The organism is Pseudomonas sp. Marseille-Q7302, from assembly GCF_965111925.1.
Genome location: NZ_CBCOPK010000001.1, coordinates 2033364 through 2050084, shown reverse-complemented (window position 1 = coordinate 2050084; position 16721 = coordinate 2033364). Strand labels below are relative to the sequence as shown.

The 16721-nt window shown below is 65.0% G+C and carries 14 protein-coding genes and 1 pseudogene; 1 reads left to right on the top strand and 14 read right to left on the bottom strand.

All coding sequences use genetic code 11. The features are described 5' to 3' along the window. Positions 1-51 precede the first annotated feature (51 nt). The 14 genes and pseudogenes from ACWPW1_RS09600 to ACWPW1_RS09535 all read right to left on the bottom strand — a co-directional run bounded on the left by ACWPW1_RS09600 (position 52) and on the right by ACWPW1_RS09535 (position 14804). Positions 52-1122, bottom strand: a complete 1071-nt coding sequence (locus ACWPW1_RS09600) for a protein-glutamate methylesterase/protein-glutamine glutaminase (protein WP_059314472.1) — start codon at positions 1120-1122, stop codon at positions 52-54. Beyond that, positions 1119-1634: a chemotaxis protein CheD gene (locus ACWPW1_RS09595; RefSeq protein WP_434776336.1), complete on the bottom strand. Its 516-nt coding sequence runs from the start codon at positions 1632-1634 to the stop codon at positions 1119-1121. Before ACWPW1_RS09595 ends, ACWPW1_RS09600 begins: the two co-directional genes overlap by 4 nt. 2 nt (positions 1635-1636) lie before the next feature. Further along, on the bottom strand, positions 1637-2440 hold the full coding sequence (locus tag ACWPW1_RS09590; RefSeq protein WP_454252864.1) for a CheR family methyltransferase: 804 nt from the start codon (positions 2438-2440) through the stop codon (positions 1637-1639). A gap of 10 nt (positions 2441-2450) precedes the next feature. Beyond that, complete coding sequence (locus tag ACWPW1_RS09585) at positions 2451-2921, bottom strand: chemotaxis protein CheW (protein WP_059314469.1); 471 nt, start codon at positions 2919-2921, stop codon at positions 2451-2453. Further along, the gene (locus ACWPW1_RS09580; RefSeq protein ID WP_434776334.1) at positions 2921-4576 is read right to left on the bottom strand and encodes a methyl-accepting chemotaxis protein; all 1656 of its coding nucleotides are present in this window, start codon (positions 4574-4576) and stop codon (positions 2921-2923) included. Before ACWPW1_RS09580 ends, ACWPW1_RS09585 begins: the two co-directional genes overlap by 1 nt. Before the next feature lie 89 nt (positions 4577-4665). After that, a complete protein-coding gene (locus ACWPW1_RS09575) occupies positions 4666-5169 on the bottom strand; it encodes a chemotaxis protein CheW (RefSeq protein ID WP_271654562.1) in 504 nt (167 codons plus the stop codon). A gap of 6 nt (positions 5170-5175) precedes the next feature. Further along, positions 5176-7350, bottom strand: coding sequence for a HAMP domain-containing methyl-accepting chemotaxis protein (locus ACWPW1_RS09570; protein WP_454252863.1), 2175 nt, complete (start codon positions 7348-7350; stop codon positions 5176-5178). 48 nt (positions 7351-7398) lie between these two features. Beyond that, positions 7399-9102, bottom strand: a complete 1704-nt coding sequence (locus tag ACWPW1_RS09565; RefSeq protein ID WP_454253910.1) for a methyl-accepting chemotaxis protein — start codon at positions 9100-9102, stop codon at positions 7399-7401. A 237-nt stretch (positions 9103-9339) separates the two neighbouring features. Further along, positions 9340-9837, bottom strand: a pseudogene (locus ACWPW1_RS09560) (MCP four helix bundle domain-containing protein); the annotation flags it as partial. Between the two features lie 21 nt (positions 9838-9858). Then, the gene (locus tag ACWPW1_RS09555; RefSeq protein ID WP_434776331.1) at positions 9859-12024 is read right to left on the bottom strand and encodes a chemotaxis protein CheW; all 2166 of its coding nucleotides are present in this window, start codon (positions 12022-12024) and stop codon (positions 9859-9861) included. Further along, the gene (locus ACWPW1_RS09550) at positions 12021-12323 is read right to left on the bottom strand and encodes an STAS domain-containing protein (protein ID WP_059314464.1); all 303 of its coding nucleotides are present in this window, start codon (positions 12321-12323) and stop codon (positions 12021-12023) included. The genes ACWPW1_RS09555 and ACWPW1_RS09550 overlap by 4 nt, the downstream gene beginning before the upstream one ends. A gap of 19 nt (positions 12324-12342) precedes the next feature. Further along, the gene (locus tag ACWPW1_RS09545) at positions 12343-12714 is read right to left on the bottom strand and encodes a response regulator (RefSeq protein WP_007162125.1); all 372 of its coding nucleotides are present in this window, start codon (positions 12712-12714) and stop codon (positions 12343-12345) included. A 10-nt stretch (positions 12715-12724) separates the two neighbouring features. Further along, the gene (locus ACWPW1_RS09540; protein WP_434776610.1) at positions 12725-13471 is read right to left on the bottom strand and encodes a methyl-accepting chemotaxis protein; all 747 of its coding nucleotides are present in this window, start codon (positions 13469-13471) and stop codon (positions 12725-12727) included. A gap of 565 nt (positions 13472-14036) precedes the next feature. Then, positions 14037-14804, bottom strand: a complete 768-nt coding sequence (locus ACWPW1_RS09535) for an FCD domain-containing protein (RefSeq protein ID WP_434776330.1) — start codon at positions 14802-14804, stop codon at positions 14037-14039. A gap of 218 nt (positions 14805-15022) precedes the next feature. Here ACWPW1_RS09535 and ACWPW1_RS09530 point away from each other — a divergent pair, with 218 nt between their 5' ends. Next, positions 15023-16720 (top strand): lactate permease LctP family transporter, encoded by a 1698-nt coding sequence (locus tag ACWPW1_RS09530; RefSeq protein ID WP_434776329.1) that lies wholly within the window; start codon positions 15023-15025, stop codon positions 16718-16720. Position 16721: the final 1 nt, after the last annotated feature.

The window sequence follows — 16721 nt, the reverse complement described above, 5'->3', positions numbered from 1 at the left end:
GGCTCTCCTCGCGTGCTGGCGCTTGGAGTCCGGACTGCCCCGCAAGTTCGTCTAGACCCCGCCTTTGAGGATGGCGGCGGCGATCTGGTTGAGACCGATTTCCTGCTCCACGGCGCCCAGCTTCATGGCTTCCTTGGGCATGCCGTAGACCACGCAGCTGTCCTCGTCCTGGCCGAGGGTGCGGCCACCGGCCTCGCGCAATTCCTTGAGGCCGCGCGCGCCGTCGTCGCCCATGCCGGTCATGATGATGCCCAGGGCGTTGCTGCCGGCGGCCCGGGCCACCGAGCGAAACAGCACGTCCACCGAAGGCCGGTGGCGACTGACCGGCGGCCCGTCGATGACGTCCACCTGGTACTGCGCGCCACTGCGCTTGAGCAGCATGTGCCGCCCACCCGGCGCGATGAGCACCCGGCCGGGCAGGACCCGGTCGCCGTGCCGGGCTTCGCGCACCTCCAGTTCGCAGAGGCGATCCAGCCGCTCGGCGAAGGCTGCGGTGAAACGCTCCGGCATGTGCTGCACCACCACGATGCCCGGGCAGACCCGCGGCAGCGTCGTCAGTACCGCTTCCAGCGCCTGGGTGCCGCCGGTGGAGGTACCCAGGGCGACGATGCGCTCGGTGGTACGGGCCATGGCCGGACTGCCGCCCGCCGGCAGGATGGCGTCGGCACTGAGCTTGGGCGTCGGTGTAACGGGCACGCCGCGCGGCACCAGACGTTTGAGATTGGCCCGGGCCGCGGCCTTCACCGCACTGGTGAGGTCGTCCGAAGCATCCTTGAGGAATTGCTTGAGATTGGCCTGGGGCTTGGTGACGATGCTGACTGCCCCGGCGGCCATGGCCTGCAGGGTGGTAGCTGCGCCCTTTTCGGTCAGGGTCGAGCAGATCACCACCGGGGTCGGCCGCTCGGCCATGATCTTCTTGAGAAAGGTGATGCCGTCCATGCGCGGCATCTCTACGTCCAGCACGATGACGTCGGGCCACTGCTTGCGCATCTTGTCCTGGGCGAACACCGGGTCGGCGGCGACGCCCATGACCTCGATGGCCGGATCCTCCGCGAGACTCTGGGCGAGCACCTGCCGAACTACGGCCGAGTCGTCGACGATGAGGACCTTGATCTTGTTCATGGCGTAAATCTCGTAAGCGGCGGAACGTAGGTTAGCTCCACCTGTTGCATGAGCACCCGGCCGTCGACGAGGTCCAGGGACAGTTTGCGATGGCCGGCGCCGCGCACGTGAGTCCGCACCGTGCGCACGCCCGCCTCGGCGAGCTGCGCCAGCGCGGCATCGACATTGATGTCGCCGATGTTGCGGACCCTTCCGCGCAGGATCTGGGGAAACATGTTGCCACCGCCGTAGAGGTGCACCTGATAGCCGGGCAGATCGCCACCGTGGCGCGCGACCGCATCCAACATCAACTGCAGGGATTCGTCCACATAGTGGCCATCGATGGCGGTGGCGGCGCCCTGGGTCGGACGCTGGCGCTTGGGCAGCAGCGCATGGGTCATACCGCCGAGGCGGCGCTGTGGATGCCAGAACACGAAAGCCACGCAGGAACCGAGGATGGTCCGGACGCGGAGTTCTCCCCGGCCGAAATACCAGTCACCAGGGCGCAGGAAGACTTCCGGCACGGCAGCCATGATCAGAGCGGACGTTGATAGATGGAAGGACTGACCATTTTCAGGGCGTCGGTCACGCCGTTGAGACTCTCGGAATGGCTGACGAAGAAGTAGCCTCCGGGTCGCAGATGGCGAATCAGGCGCGCCACCACCTGGCGCTTGGTGGGCACGTCGAAATAGATCATCACGTTGCGCAGGAAGATGATGTCGAAGGTCCCCATATCTGGCAGCGCGTTGTTGAGGTTGATCTGCCGGAAGGAGACTCGTGCGGTCAGCCGGGGATCCACCAGAAAGGTGCCCTCGTTTTCGCCCACCCCCTTGAAGCAATAGCGCCGCAGTAGCGCAGGCGGGATGTCCTCGGCCTCCGCCAGGGGATACTGAGCGCTGCGCGCCTTGGCCAGTACCCGGGTGCTGAGGTCTGAGGCAACGATCTCCCAGGGTCGTTCGCCCAGGCCCTCGGCAAGGGTCATGGCCAGGGTATAGGGCTCCTCACCCGAGGAGCAGGCACCACTCCACAGGCGCAGCGACTGGCGCCGCTCCCAGTTCGGCAGTACCTGCTCGCGGAGAAAGTCGAAGTGCTTGGGTTCCCGAAAGAAGTAGGTCTCGTTGGTGGTCAGCAGATCGACCGCTATCTGACACTCCGTCTGATCACGCTGGATGAGCTGGAAGTAGGCGTCGTAGCTGGGCGTGCCACGCTGGCGCACACGCTTGGCGAGGCGGCCGCTCACCAGCGGGCGCTTGGCATCGGACATGCTGATGCCGGCGACCCGGAAGATGAAGCTGCGAAACTGCCGAAACTCGCTGTCGGTCAGCGCGGGAAGCTCCATGCACTCGTCCTCAGGCAGCCGTCATGGCAGCGAGCTGAGCGAGATCGTCTTCGCCCAGCACCCGATCCATGTCGAGCAGGATGACGAAACCTGCACCCTGCTTGGCCATGCCGAGGATGAAATCGGTACGGATCGAGGCACCGAAGCGCGGCGCCGCCTCGATGGCGTCGGCGGCGATCTCCAGCACTTCGCAGACCGCATCCACCACGATGCCGAAGACCTGGGGGCCGCCGTCGACCTGGATCTCCAACACCACGATGCAGCTGCGGCGGGAGGTTTCGCTCACCTGGTTGCGAAAGCGCACGCCAAGGTCCATCACCGGCACGGCCGCGCCACGCAGGTTGATGACGCCGCGGATGGCGGGCGGCAGCATGGGCACCGTGGTGACGGCACCGTACTCGATGATCTCCCGCACGCAGGCGGTGTTCACGCCGTAGAGATCACCGGCGAGCTGAAAGGTCAGAAACTGGCGGGATAGCATCAGGCTTGTTCCTCGAAACGGGCGAAACCGGCCGGCACGCTGCCACGCGGCGCGCGCCGGGAAGGCTCGATCAGCGCGGTGGTGCGCTCGACCAAGCTCGATCCCGAACGATTGCTGCTGGGACGGGCGATCTGCTGCATGATCGGCGAACCGCTCAGGGTGAAAAATTCCATCAGTTGCTGAAGCTGCTCGGCCTGGCCGCTCATCTCTTCCGCCGTGGCGGCCAGCTCTTCGGACGCCGAGGCGTTCTGCTGGGTGATCTGGCTCAGCTGCAGCATGGCGCCATTGATCTGCTCGACACCGGCACTCTGCTCTTCCGAGGCAGCGGTGATCTCTTGCACCAGGTCGGAGGTCTTGTTGATGGACGGCACCATCTCGCCCAGCAGCGACCCGGCGCGCTCGGCCAGGGCCACGCTGCTCTTGGCCACGGTGCCGATTTCCTGGGCTGCGACCTGGCTACGTTCGGCCAGCTTGCGCACCTCGGCAGCCACCACGGCGAAGCCCTTGCCGTGTTCACCGGCGCGAGCGGCTTCGATGGCGGCGTTGAGCGCCAGCAGGTTGGTCTGGTAGGCGATGTCGTCGACGATGCCGATCTTGTCGGCGATGGTCTTCATGGCCACCAACGTCTCGCGTACGGCCTGACCACCCTCGTCCGCCTCCCGCGCGGCCTTGCCGGCCATGCCGTCGGTGATCTTGGCGTTCTCGGTGTTCTGGGCAATGGAGGCCGACATCTCTTCGATGCTGGCGCTGGTTTCCTCGACAGAAGCCGCCTGCTCGGTGCTGGCCTGGCTCATGCTCTGGGCGGTGGCCGAGACCTCTTCGGAGGCACTGGCCAGGCCATCGGCCGAACTGCGCACATCGCTGATGATCTGCGCCAGGGTGGTGGTCATGGCCCGTACGGAAGCCAGCATGCTGGTGGTGTCGCCCTCGCGGGTCGCCACCTCGACACTCAGGTCGCCCCGGGCGACGCGCTGCACCACCTCGGCGGCATAGGCCGGCTCGCCGCCCAGCTGACGGATCAGGCTGCGGGTGATCAGGTAGCCGAGCAGGATAGAGACCAGCACCGCGAAGGCCCCGATCCCCAGCATCAGATTGCGGGCATCCACATAGGCGGCAGTGGCCGCTTCGCCGGCTTCATGCATGCGCTGGGCCTGCAGATCATTGAGCGCGCCCAGGGCCGCGACCAGCTCGTTGTTGTTGGGGGCAAAAACGTTCAGCAGGTAGTCCCGGGCCTGACCGCGGTCACCGTCCAAAAGACGAAAGAACTCGCCGTACTTTTCCTGCAGCCGTTGACGCGCATCCGCGGCGGCGGCCAGCTTTTGCTTGCCGTCATCACTGGTGATCTTCTTTTTCAGGTCAGCGAGGATCTCGCTGTTTTCCGCGCGGACCTTGGCGATGTCTTCCTTGGTCTTGGCCACAGCCGCTTCGTCAGTCAGCAGCAGCAGGTTGCGCAGCAGGCGACCACTGTCCAAGGTGTTGCGCACCAGGGTGTTGGCCTGGACCGTCATGGGGAAACGGAACTGCGACATGTTGTCGGCCGAGTCCTTCATCGTTCCCATGTTCAGCAGGGCGACTCCCATGACCAAAAGCAGCATCAGGATGGCGGCCCCGAAACCGATCGCCAGCTTGGTCGAGACGCGAAGTTTGTTCAGCATGGTGAAAGCGCCTCCGGCGCCTGTTACGACTGTATCGATAAGAAGGCGCCGGCCGGTAGGCCAGCGCTCATTGCCACCACGTCGGGGGACTATCTGGTGGCCTGGGCGAGACTCGCCAGTTCATGCACGTCGAGGACCTGAGCCACATCGAGCAGGGTCAGGAAGCCTTCCTCGGCCTTGACCATGCCGGAAATGAAATGCGCTGGCAGACGACTGCCAAACGACGGCGCGGGCCGGATATCGGCAGGTTCGATCTCCAAAACCTCACTGACCGCATCCACCACGACGCCCAGCACATGAGTGTCCTCGTCAGCGATAACTTCGAGGATGACAATGCAGGTGCGGGGTCCGACACGGGTTGGCGAGCCACCGAAGCGCGCCTCCAGATCAACGACGGGCACCACGGCGCCACGCAAGTTGATGACGCCACGGATGCACGCCGGCATCAGAGGCACCTGAGTCAGCTGGCCGAATTCGATGATCTCGCGCACGGCGAGGGTATCCACCGCGTAGGTTTCGCTACCGACCATGAAAGTCAGGTGCTGATGGCCCAGAGAATCCTGGACGATGTCAGGAAGCGTCAGGGTGTTCATGGGCTTTTACTCCGAGAAACGGATATAACCATCAGGCAGGCCGCTTGCAGTCTGCTGAGATCTACGGGCAGAGGCCGGAGCGTCTGCTCGTTTGACCGGGCGTACCTGCTCGATGGCGCGCTCGAGGTCTTGAACTGCACGGCCTTCGCCGGTGTTGAAGAAGCCCATGAGCTGTTGCAACTGCTCCGCTTGACCGCTCATTTCTTCAGCGGTCGCGGCCAGCTCTTCCGAGGCCGAGGCGTTCTGTTGGGTAATCTGGCTGAGTTGCAGCATGGCGCTATTGATCTGAGTGACTCCACTACTCTGTTCTTCGGACGCCGCAGCGATTTCCTGTACCAGATCGGAGGTCTTGCTGATGGACGGTACCATTTCGTCGAGCAGTGACCCGGCGCGCTCCGCCAGGGCCACGCTGCTTTTGGCTACGGTGCCGATTTCCTGGGCCGCGACCTGGCTGCGTTCGGCCAGCTTGCGTACCTCGGCGGCCACCACGGCGAAGCCCTTGCCGTGTTCACCGGCGCGGGCAGCCTCGATGGCGGCGTTGAGCGCCAGCAGGTTGGTCTGGTAGGCGATGTCGTCGACGATGCCGATCTTCTCGGCGATGGTCTTCATGGCGATCAGGGTCTCGCCCACCGCGTCACCGCCTTCGCTCGCCTCACGCGCAGCCTTGCCGGCCATGCCGTCGGTGACCTTGGCGTTCTCGGTGTTCTGGGCGATGGAGGCCGACATCTGCTCGACGCTGGCACTGGTTTCCTCCACCGAGGCGGCCTGTTCGGTACTGGCCTGACTCATGCTCTGGGCGGTGGCGGAAATCTCTTCCGAGGCACTGGCCAGGGCATCGGCTGACAGACGCACGTCGCCAATGATCTGGTTCAGCTTGCCGACGGTGCCGTTGATCGACTCCTTGAGCTCCAGCAGCTGGCCCTGGTAATCACCGCGTACGGTGCGGCTCAGGTCACCCTGGGCCAGCCCGGCCATCACGCCCATGGCTTCGTTGACCGGGGCGACGATGGCATCCAGGGTGCCGTTGATGCCAGCGACGATGCGGCGGAAATCGCCCTGGTGGGCACTGGCGTCGGCGCGGGTGTCTAGGCGCCCGGCCATGGCGGCCTGGCTCAGCTGGTTGGCGTCCTCGACCAGGCGCTGGATGTTGCTGCGCACCTGTTCGAGGTTGTCGTTGATCACCGCCTTCTGGCCGGGGAAGCGCTCCAGTGCCACCGACAAATCGCCTTCGCCAAAGCTCTTGACGCAAGCCATGGCCTTGGCGGAATCGCTCAGATGGCCAGCGACCATGCCATTGACGCCTTCGGCCATGCTGCGATAGGCACCTTGGAATTGCTCTGCCGGGATGCGCACCGCGGTTTCACCGCGGTCATGGGCCGAGGACATGCTGCTCATTTCCGTGATCAGGCCACGCAGGGTGGTGACCATGTTCTGCATGGCCGCCATCAGGCTGGTCTTGTCCTCGGCGCGCAGCTTGATGTCGTCAGGCAAATCACCGGCGGCCACGCGGCCGGCCAGGGTGGCGACCGCGGCGGGCTCACCGCCCAGCTGACGCAACAGGTTGCGGGTGATGAAGAAGCCCAGCAGGGCGACGGCAAGCAGCGTGGCCAGGGCGATGGATAGCGCCAGCCAGGTTGCCTCGACCTTGGTCTTCTGAGCGACCTGCACGCCCTGCTGCGCCAGGGTCTGGTTGTAGGTGACGTGCTCGTCGAGGGCCTTGTTGATGGCGGCCAGCACCTCGGTGCGGCTGCGCATCAGGGTCTGGGCATCCTCGTTACGATTCTGCCGCGACAGGGCGATGACCTGGTCGCCCAGGCTGAACAGGGCAGTGAAGGCGGCCCGGTCGGCCGCCAACAGAGCGCGATCGCGCTCGTCCGAGACCAGCGCCTGGTACTTGTCGAGGTTCTGGCCGATGCGCTCCTTGGCCACGGCCAGGTCCTGCTCCACGGTGGTCATGGCTTCGCTGCTGGTCGACAGCACGTGACGATAGATGCCCACCACGTAGTCGGAGCGGCTGTCGTTGACCTCACCGAGGGCCTTCAGACTGGGCACGGTGTTGTCGTTGCCATAGTTGGCCGCCTGGAACACCTTGTCGATTTCGTATTGCCCGGTGCCGGCCAGCACCATGATGCCCAATAGCGCGGACAGCACCAGCAGCAGCATTTTCTTGATGACAGTCATGTCGATGGTCTCAAAAAGGCCACCTAAAAGGTGGCATTGACTAAGGGATCAGGCTTCGAAAGGAACGTAGCCTTCGGGCGCGGGGCCCGAGGTACCTGTGCGTACCACCTTGCCCGGCGCTCGCGTCACCTTGAGCCGCGAAGCCTCCAGTGCCCGATCCAGGTCCTGCACCACCCGGCCTTCACCGGTATTGAAGAACCCCATCAGCCGTTGCAGCTGCTCGGCCTGACCGCTCATCTCTTCGGCGGTGCCTGCCAGCTCTTCGGACGCCGAAGCGTTCTGCTGAGTGATCTGACTCAGTTGCAGCATGGCGCCGTTGATCTGGCTCACCCCACTGCTCTGCTCTTCGCTGGCCGCGGCGATTTCCTGCACCAGATCGGAGGTCTTGCTGATGGACGGCACCATCTGGTCCAGCAGGGTGCCGGCACGCTCGGCCAGGGCCACGCTGCTCTTGGCCACGGTGCCGATTTCCTGGGCCGCGACCTGGCTGCGCTCGGCCAGCTTGCGTACCTCGGCAGCGACCACCGCAAAGCCCTTGCCGTGTTCACCGGCGCGGGCAGCCTCGATGGCGGCGTTGAGCGCCAGCAGGTTGGTCTGGTAGGCGATGTCGTCGACGATGCCGATCTTCTCGGCGATGGTCTTCATGGCCACCAGGGTCTCACCGACGGCCTGACCGCCCTCATCGGCTTCTCGGGCCGCCTTGCCGGCCATGCCATCGGTGACCTTGGCGTTCTCGGTGTTCTGGGCGATGGAGGCCGACATCTGCTCGACGCTGGCACTGGTCTCCTCCACCGAGGCGGCCTGCTCGGTACTAGCCTGACTCATGCTCTGGGCGGTAGCTGATATCTCTTCCGAGGCGCTGGCCAGGGAGTCAGCCGACAGACGCACATCGCCGATGATCTGGTTCAGCTTGCCAACGGTGCCGTTGATCGACTCCTTGAGCTCCAGCAACTGGCCCTGGTAATTACCGCGCACGGTGCGGCTCAGGTCGCCCTGGGCCAGACCTGCCATCACGCCCATGGCTTCGTTGACCGGGGCGACGATGGCGTCCAGGGTGCCGTTAATGCCGGCGACGATGCGGCGGAAATCACCCTGGTGGGCGTTGGCATCGGCGCGCGTATCCAGGCGACCCGCCATGGCGGCCTGGCTCAACTGGTTGGCGTCCTCGACCAGGCGCTGGATGTTGCTGCGCACCTGTTCGAGGTTGTCGTTGATCACCGCCTTCTTGCCAGGGAAGCGCTCCAGCGTCGCTGCCAGATCGCCCTCGCCAAAGCTCTTGACGCAGGCCATGGCCTTGGCGGAATCGTTCAGATGTCCAGCGACCATGGCGTTGACGCCTTCGGCCATGCTGCGGAAGGTGCCCTGGAAGCGCTCCACCGGAATGCGCGCATCGGTTTCGCCGCGATCATGAGCCTGGGAGAGCTGCACCATCTCCGCTACCAGCAACTGGATGTTGTCGCGCACCTGCTCGAGGTTGTCGTTGATCACCGCCTTCTTGCCAGGGAAGCGTTCCAGCGTTGCCGCCAGATCGCCTTCGCCAAAGCTCTTGACGCAGGCCATGGCCTTGGCGGAATCACTCAGATGGCCGGCGACCATGGCGTTGACGCCTTCGGCGACATTGCGGAAGGTGCCCTGAAAGCGCTCCAGGGGGATACGGGCTTCGGTCTCGCCGCGATCGTGCTCGCTGGCCATGGTGGTCATCTCCTGCACCAGACCGCGCAGGGTCACCACCATGCGCTGCATGGCAGCCATCAGGCTGGAGTCGTCGCCTGCGCGCAGGCGCAGATCATCGGGCAGATCGCCCGCGGCGGTCCGGTTGGCGACCTTGGCCACCTCGGCCGGCTCGCCACCCAGCTGACGCAGCAGGTTGCGGGTGATGAAGAAGCCCAGCAGGCCAACGGCCAGCAAGGTCACCAGGGCGATGCCGATGGAGAGGACGGTGGCCTGACTCATGGTATGGCCGGCGACCAGTGCCTGCTCACTGCCTAGTTTCTGGTTGTAGCCGCGGTGCGCATCCAGGGTATCGCCGACATGGTCAATGACCTTGCGCCGCTCGGCGAGGATGCGCTTGACGTCCTCGTCCTGGCTGGCTCGAGACAGCGGCAGCACGGTGGCCACCAGATCGTTCAATTGCCCGATGGCCTGCCGATCGTCCTGCAGCATCTGCCGATCGGTATCGTCGGAGATCAGCGGCTCATAGTCCTTGAGCGCCTTCTCGGTCAGCTGTTGCGCTTCGGTCAATTCCTTCTCGGCCTCGCGCGTCGCCGCGTCACCATCGGCTGCCAGATGACGGTAGATGCCGGTGATGACGTCGGCGGAATGGGCGTCGATGGCATCGATGCCCAGGATCGAGGGCACGGTGTTGTCGTTGCCGTAGTTGGCGCGTTCGTACACCTGGCTCAGTTGCTGGTACGCGATACCGGCCAGGAGAATGATCCCCAGCAGCGCGGAAAGGACCAGCAGGGACATGCGTTTGGTAACGGTCATGAAGTCGAACTCTCTAGTCGATCAGGCCAGGACGGGCGGAGGGATGGAGACGGAGGCGGCGGACGCCTCGCCGATCAGGCCAGGTACGTTGAGGATCAGCGCCACCTCGCCGGTACCCAGGATGGTGAAGCCGCCCAGACTGCGGTTGTGGCCGAACAGCGGACCCAGGGGCTTGATCACGGTCTGGAACTCGCCCATCAGCTGGTCGACCACCAGACCGGCGCGCTGGCCGGCATAGCGCACCACCACCACGTTCTGCCGCCGCGGCGGCGCTTCCTCGATGGCGAACAGCTGGCGCAGCCGCAGCACCGGCAGGACCTCGCCGCGCAGGTCGAGATAGTCGTTGCCGCTGGCCTGGACGCTGCCCGCCTCGGTCAACTCGATGCACTCCTCCACCGCTTCCAGGGGCACCACGTAGGTGGCCTTGCCGACACCGATGAGGAAGCCATCGATGATCGCCAGGGTCAGCGGCAGGCGGATGGTCACGGTAGTACCGCGGCCCTCCTCGCTGGTGAGGTCGACGCTGCCGCGCAGGGCGGTGATGTTCTTTTTCACCACGTCCATGCCAACGCCGCGACCGGACAGGTTGCTGATCTGCTCGGCGGTGGAGAAACCCGGCTCGAAGATCAGGTTGAAGACGTCCTTGTCGGCCAGCACCTGGCCTTCGGCGATCAGGCCGCGCTCGGTGGCCTTGCGCAGGATGCGCTCGCGCGACAGACCGCCACCGTCGTCGGTGACTTCGATGACGATGCTGCTCGACTCGTGATAGGCGTTCAGGCCCACGGTACCCTGGGCCGGCTTGCCGCGCGCCAGGCGCAGCTCGGCGGATTCGATGCCATGGTCCATGGCGTTGCGGATCAGGTGGGTCAGCGGATCGCCGATCTTTTCCACCACGGTCTTGTCCAGCTCGGTCTCACCACCACTGATCTTCAGGGCGATGTCCTTGCCGATTTCCTTGGAAACGTCACGCACCACGCGCTGGAAGCGGTTGAAGGTGGTGCCGATCTGCACCATGCGCAGCGTCAGGGCGGTGTCGCGCACCTCTTCCACCAGGCGCGACAGCACCCCGGTGGATTCCACCAGCGCGGCCAGACCGCTCTGCTGGGCGATGAGCTGGGTACCGGCGCCGGCGATGATGAGCTCGCCGATCAGATCGATCAGCTGGTCGAGCTTGGTGGCGTCGATGCGGATCAGCTGGCCTTCGCCGGCCGGCGCCCGCTGCTCCTTGATCTTGCGCTGCTTGTTCAGCGCGGCATCCACCACGGGCGGATTGACCAGTTGGGCTTCCACCAGGGCTTCGCCGATGGGCTGACGCGGCGTCGCCGGATCCGCCTGACGGCGGAGGACCTCATCAAGCTCGGTGGCGGTCAGAGTGCCGCAGCGCACCAGGATCTCACCCAGGCGCAGATCTTCCTCGGCCAGGTCCTCGATCAGCTGGCAATAGTCGCTGCTGCGGCTATGGGGCGGCAGGATGCGGATCTGGCTGTCTTCGCGAACGAACTCGAAGGCCGCCTCGATGGTTTCCTTGTCGGCCTCGCTGTCGAAGGCGACTTCGAAGCCCAGGTAGCAGGTCTCCGGATCCATCTCGGCCGCCGGCGGAATGGCATCGGTCAGGGTCACGATGTTGACGATACGGCCGAAGCTGTTGAGGTAACGCACGAAGGCCAGCGGATCCATGCCGTTGCGCAGCATGTCCGGGCCGAAACGCAGCGACAGGTGCCAGTGGCCGGCGGCCACGCCGTCCACCGGCGCCGTCAGGGTCCGAGGAGCGGCGGTGGGCTGGGTCACCTTGGCGCTCGGCTGCAGGTAGTGCTCCAGGCGTTGCACCAGCGCCGCGCCCGCGGCCTGGAAATCCGCCTCGGGTTCGCTGCCGGAAGATACCCGGGCGATCAGGCCGTTGAGGTGGTCGCAGACCTCCAGAAACAATGCCGACAGGGTTTCGTCGAAAGCCAGCTCGTTACTGCGAATGCGGTCGAGCACGCTTTCCGCGACATGGGTGAAGGCGACCACATGGTCCAGGCCGAACAGCCCCGCCGAACCCTTGATGGTGTGGGCGGCGCGAAAGATGGCGTTGATCAGCTCGACGTCGTCCGGCGCCTGCTCGATCTGCAGCAGCGCGGCTTCCATCTGCTGCAGCAACTCCTCGCTCTCGGCGATGAAAGTCTTGAGGATCTCGTCCAGATTCATGCGGCTACTCCTTCGGCAGCAGCCGTGAAGAAGTCGGTGAGGCCAGCCAGCTCCAGCAACTCGGTGACGGCCGGGCTGGGATCGACCAGTTCGAGGCTACCGCCCAGGCGCTGGGCCTCCCGGTGGGCCAGCAGCAGCAGTTGCAGACCGGCCGAATCGAATTCGTCGACCTCGGCCAGCTCCAGCGCCACGGTGACCCCGGCAGTCAGGGGCTCCATCAGCAGCGGCTTGCTGTCCGCCGCGGTATAGATGGTCAGCGGCCCGACAAGGGGCAACCGGGTACGCACGACATCGCTCATGGGGCAGCCTCCGGGGCTATCAGGGCATGATCAGCTTGGAAACCGCCGCCAACATCTGCGCCGGCTGGAATGGCTTGACCATCCAGGCCTTGGCACCGGCGGCCTGGCCAGCGGCCTTCTTGGCAGCGTCGGATTCGGTGGTGAGCATGATCACCGGGGTGAACTTGTAGGCCGGCAACTTCTTGGCCGCGGTGACGAAGGTGATGCCGTCCATGTTGGGCATGTTCACGTCGCTGATGATCAGATGTACCTTGCGGCCATCCAGCTTGGTCAGGGCGTCCCGGCCATCACAGCCTTCGATGACGTCGTAGCCCGCGCTTTTCAGCGTCATGGACACCACCTGGCGAATGGAGATGGAGTCATCGACGATCAGAATGGTCTTGTTGCTCATTGCAGCTTCCTTAGAAGAACGTGATATCGGATTCGGCGGCGGCGGCCGGTCGCTTGCCTTGGTGCACGGCGACCTGCTCGGCCATGGTGTAGGTACGGGCCAGCTCGGCGAGCCAGCCTTGGGTATCGAGGCGCGGCAGCGGCTGACCACTGGCAGCCAGGGCGCGGCGCTCGATGACCAGGCGCTCGAGGCGAGCCTGGTCATCACGGATATGGCCGAGCATCTGGCTGACGCGATCCTGGAACTGCAGGGCGACCAGCACTTCGGCGATGGCCCCGCCAACGGCGGTGGCGTTCTCGGCCAGGGTGTCGCTGCGCTCGACCACGTCGCGGGTAGTGCCACCAAAGGCGCCGATGACCTGCTCGATGGTTTCACCGGACTGGTTCAGGGTGCCGGTGTCGCGCTCGGCGTGGAGTTGCGACAGTTCCAGGGTACGGGCGATGGCGCCGTTCACCGTTTCCACGGTTTCGCCGATCTTCTGCCCGGTATCGCCGGACAGGGTGGAAAGCTTGCGGACTTCGTCGGCGACCACCGCGAAGCCGCGCCCGGCTTCACCGGCACGCGCGGCCTCGATGGCGGCATTGAGCGCCAGCAGGTTGGTCTGGCGCGCCACATCGCCGACGTCCTTGGCCATGCTCTTGAGTTGCTCGGTGAGCCCGGCGAGGCCATTGACCTCGGTCAGCAGCGCGCCCTTGCTCGACAGCGCCTCGCGCAGCGACTGCAGGATGCCATCCAGCTGGTTCTGGCTGCTGGCCATCAGGTTAACCAGGCGATCACCGCTGCCCTGGTCATTGCCCGCCACGCTGTGGATACGGTCGGCCAGCTCGGCGAAGCGGCTGGTCAGGCTGACGATTTCCTGCTCGGTATGGGCACGTGCCGCTTCGATCTGTTCGGACCAGACCGGCAGCACCGCCACGCACAGGGCTTCGAGCGCTTCGTCACGCCCGCCAGACAAGGGTTGGCTGAAGGCCTGGCTCTTCGCGTGGGCATCCTGCCGCGCCTGGGCGCGACGCAGCTGCCAGAAGCCCAGCCCTACCGCCAGGCCTGTCTGGGCAGCGCCTAGCGCCAGAGTGGTCGATGTCACGCCACCTGCGAACAGAATCGCGGCAGTACCGCAGGCGCCGAGCAATGCAGGCGTGAAGGTAAGGTCGGCGAGCGAGGGCGAGGAAGGGACTTGATCCACAGGAAGATACCGGTCTAGACGCCAGCGAAGGCGGGAAGGTGTGACCGGGTTATCAGCTCTGGAACGCTAAACTTTAGCCACGGACGGATAACTTATCGTAATAGCATAGTGCCACTACACGTTTTTCCGCCAGCTCTTTTCAGAGTTCATCGCGCCGTTTGGCCCGTGCTAGACGGCCTGCCATGGCGCCAGCCTCCTCCAAAACCTCGCGCACATAGTCCAGGTGACGACTTGCCGCCTCGCGGGCGCGTTCGGCTTCTCCGGCGACGATTGCCTGGTAGAGCACTCGGTGCTGTTCCAACAGGCGATCGCGGGTTTCGCCGCGTTGGGCGTGCATGCCGCCGATGTTGGTCACCATGTGATGGCGCAGCAATTCGAACAGGCTGCGGATGCTGTGCAGGTAGACGGCGTTATGACTCGCCTCGGCGATGGCTAGGTGAAAGGCCGCATCCGCCTCGCCTTCTTCCTCCCGCGTGAGCGTCTCGCGCCGCCCGTAGCAATCCTCCAATCGCTCCCAGGCCAGTTTCAGTCGTGCCAGGTCAGGCTCGGTGGCCCGTTGCGCCGCATAGTAGGCGCAGGCGCTTTCCAGGGTATGACGAAACTCCAGCAGATCCCGCCGGGTTTCCTCGCGGCTTTCCAGCAGCGGCAGCAGCGGATCGGTGAAGGCGCTGTTTAGTGCCTCGGTGACAAAGGTGCCGCCGCCCTGGCGGCTGAGCAGCAGACCTCGCGCCACCAGCTTCTGGATGGCCTCCCGCAGCGACGGACGTGATACCCCGAAGCGCTCGGCCAGGACGCGTTCGGCGGGCAGCCGCTCACCCGGGCGCAGCGAGCCCTCGGCGATCAGCGCCTCCAGATGCTTGACGATGTCGTCGGACAGACGACGTTGCTTGACCGGTTCGAAACCCATGAAAACCCTCGAAACCCGGCAGGCGGCAAGGCCTTGGCCGGGTAGAAAACGACTGGACGACTAAAGTCGCACTCCTGGCGATTTGACAGCAGCAAAGACCCCGCTTAACGTGCGTGAAGTCGCTCTTGTAAATTGGTCTTACCAATTTTTGCCACAGGCCGCGATGCTGTGCAACCCCGTCCTGCCGCTTCCGTACAAAAACAATCAAGGAGCACCCGATGGAAACCTGGCAACAAATCTATCTTCCCTTGGGCAGCCTGGGCCTTTCGGCCTTTGTCGCCGCCCTACCGATCCTGTTCTTCTTCATCGCCCTCGCCGGCCTCAGGCTCAAGGGGCACGTAGCGGGCGCCATCACCCTGGCGATCGCCCTGCTCATTGCCCTGTTCGTCTATCGCATGCCGGTGGACAAGGCGTTGGCCTCGGCCGGCTACGGCTTTCTGTACGGCCTCTGGCCCATCGCCTGGATCATCGTGACGGCGGTGTTTCTCTACAAGTTGACGGTCAAATGCGGCCAGTTCGACATCATCCGCAGCTCGGTCCTGTCCATCACCGACGACCAGCGCCTGCAGGTGCTGCTGATCGGCTTCTGCTTCGGCGCCTTCCTCGAAGGGGCCGCCGGCTTTGGCGCACCCGTGGCCATTACCGCCGCGCTGCTGGTGGGCCTGGGCCACAACCCGCTGAAAGCGGCCGGTCTCTGCCTGATCGCCAACACCGCACCGGTGGCCTTCGGCGCCCTGGGCATCCCGACCATCGTCGCCGGCCAGGTCACAGGCATCGACGCCTTCAAGATCGGCGCCATGACCGGTCGCCAGCTGCCGCTGCTGTCGCTGCTGGTACCGCTGTGGCTGATGTTCATGATGGACGGCATGCGCGGCCTGCGGGAAACCTGGAAGCCGGCCCTGATCTGCGGTGGCACCTTCGCCGTGTTCCAGTACCTGACCTCCAATTTCATCGGTCCGGAGCTGCCCGACATCACCTCGTCCCTGGCCGCCATGATCGCCCTCACCGCCTACCTCAAGCTGCGCCAGCCGCAGCACGCCACCGCCGGTGCCACGGCCGTGACGGGCAGCGGCGGTGCGGCCATGCTGGGGGGCGGTGGTGCCGGCTTCGGCCAGGGCGGTCGCCTGCCGCCGGAGCATTCCCTGGGTACCGTGATCAAGGCCTGGTCGCCGTTCCTGATCCTCACGGTGGTCGTCACCATCTGGACCACCAAGGCCTTCAAGGCGCTGTTCGCCAGTGGCGGTGCGCTCTATGCGCTGGTGATCAGCGTGCCGGTGCCCTACCTGGACAAGCTGGTGCTCAAGGCCGCCCCCATCGTGGCGACCCCGACCCCCATGCCGGCGGTCTACAAGCTCGACCTGCTGTCTGCGTCGGGCACGGCCATCCTGATCTCGGCACTGATCTCCATGGCCATCTTCCGCATCAAGCCGTCGACCGCCGTGGGGGTGTTCAAGGAGACCCTGGTGGAACTGCGCAAGCCGATCCTGTCGATCGGACTGGTGCTGGCCTTCGCCTTCGTCGTCAACTACTCGGGCATGTCCACCACCCTGGCCCTGCTCTTGGCGGGTACCGGTGCACTGTTCCCCTTCTTTTCGCCGCTGCTGGGCTGGCTGGGGGTGTTCCTCACCGGTTCGGATACCTCGTCCAACGCACTGTTCGGCTCGCTGCAGGCCACCACCGCGCACCAGATCGGGGTCTCGGACACCCTGCTGGTCGCTGCCAACAGCTCCGGCGGCGTGACCGGCAAGATGATCTCGCCGCAATCCATCGCCGTGGCCTGCGCCGCCACCGGCATGGTGGGCAAGGAGTCCGACCTGTTCCGCTTCACCGTGCGTCACAGCATTGGCTTCGCCGTGCTGGTCGGGCTGATCACCCTGGCGCAGGCCTATGTGTTCACCGGCATGCTGGTGCACTGAT

Coding starts and splice junctions, on each gene's coding strand:
- ACWPW1_RS09575 (WP_271654562.1), bottom strand. CDS start 5,169: ATGAACACCCTGACGCTTCCTGACATCGTCCAGGATTCTCTGGGCCAT.
- ACWPW1_RS09595 (WP_434776336.1), bottom strand. CDS start 1,634: ATGGCTGCCGTGCCGGAAGTCTTCCTGCGCCCTGGTGACTGGTATTTC.
- ACWPW1_RS09580 (WP_434776334.1), bottom strand. CDS start 4,576: ATGCTGAACAAACTTCGCGTCTCGACCAAGCTGGCGATCGGTTTCGGG.
- ACWPW1_RS09545 (WP_007162125.1), bottom strand. CDS start 12,714: ATGAGCAACAAGACCATTCTGATCGTCGATGACTCCATCTCCATTCGC.
- ACWPW1_RS09570 (WP_454252863.1), bottom strand. CDS start 7,350: ATGACTGTCATCAAGAAAATGCTGCTGCTGGTGCTGTCCGCGCTATTG.
- ACWPW1_RS09565 (WP_454253910.1), bottom strand. CDS start 9,102: ATGGCTGCCATGCAGCGCATGGTGGTGACCCTGCGCGGTCTGGTGCAG.
- ACWPW1_RS09600 (WP_059314472.1), bottom strand. CDS start 1,122: ATGAACAAGATCAAGGTCCTCATCGTCGACGACTCGGCCGTAGTTCGG.
- ACWPW1_RS09530 (WP_434776329.1), top strand. CDS start 15,023: ATGGAAACCTGGCAACAAATCTATCTTCCCTTGGGCAGCCTGGGCCTT.
- ACWPW1_RS09550 (WP_059314464.1), bottom strand. CDS start 12,323: ATGAGCGATGTCGTGCGTACCCGGTTGCCCCTTGTCGGGCCGCTGACC.
- ACWPW1_RS09590 (WP_454252864.1), bottom strand. CDS start 2,440: ATGGAGCTTCCCGCGCTGACCGACAGCGAGTTTCGGCAGTTTCGCAGC.
- ACWPW1_RS09555 (WP_434776331.1), bottom strand. CDS start 12,024: ATGAATCTGGACGAGATCCTCAAGACTTTCATCGCCGAGAGCGAGGAG.
- ACWPW1_RS09585 (WP_059314469.1), bottom strand. CDS start 2,921: ATGCTATCCCGCCAGTTTCTGACCTTTCAGCTCGCCGGTGATCTCTAC.
- ACWPW1_RS09540 (WP_434776610.1), bottom strand. CDS start 13,471: ATGGCCAGCAGCCAGAACCAGCTGGATGGCATCCTGCAGTCGCTGCGC.
- ACWPW1_RS09535 (WP_434776330.1), bottom strand. CDS start 14,804: ATGGGTTTCGAACCGGTCAAGCAACGTCGTCTGTCCGACGACATCGTC.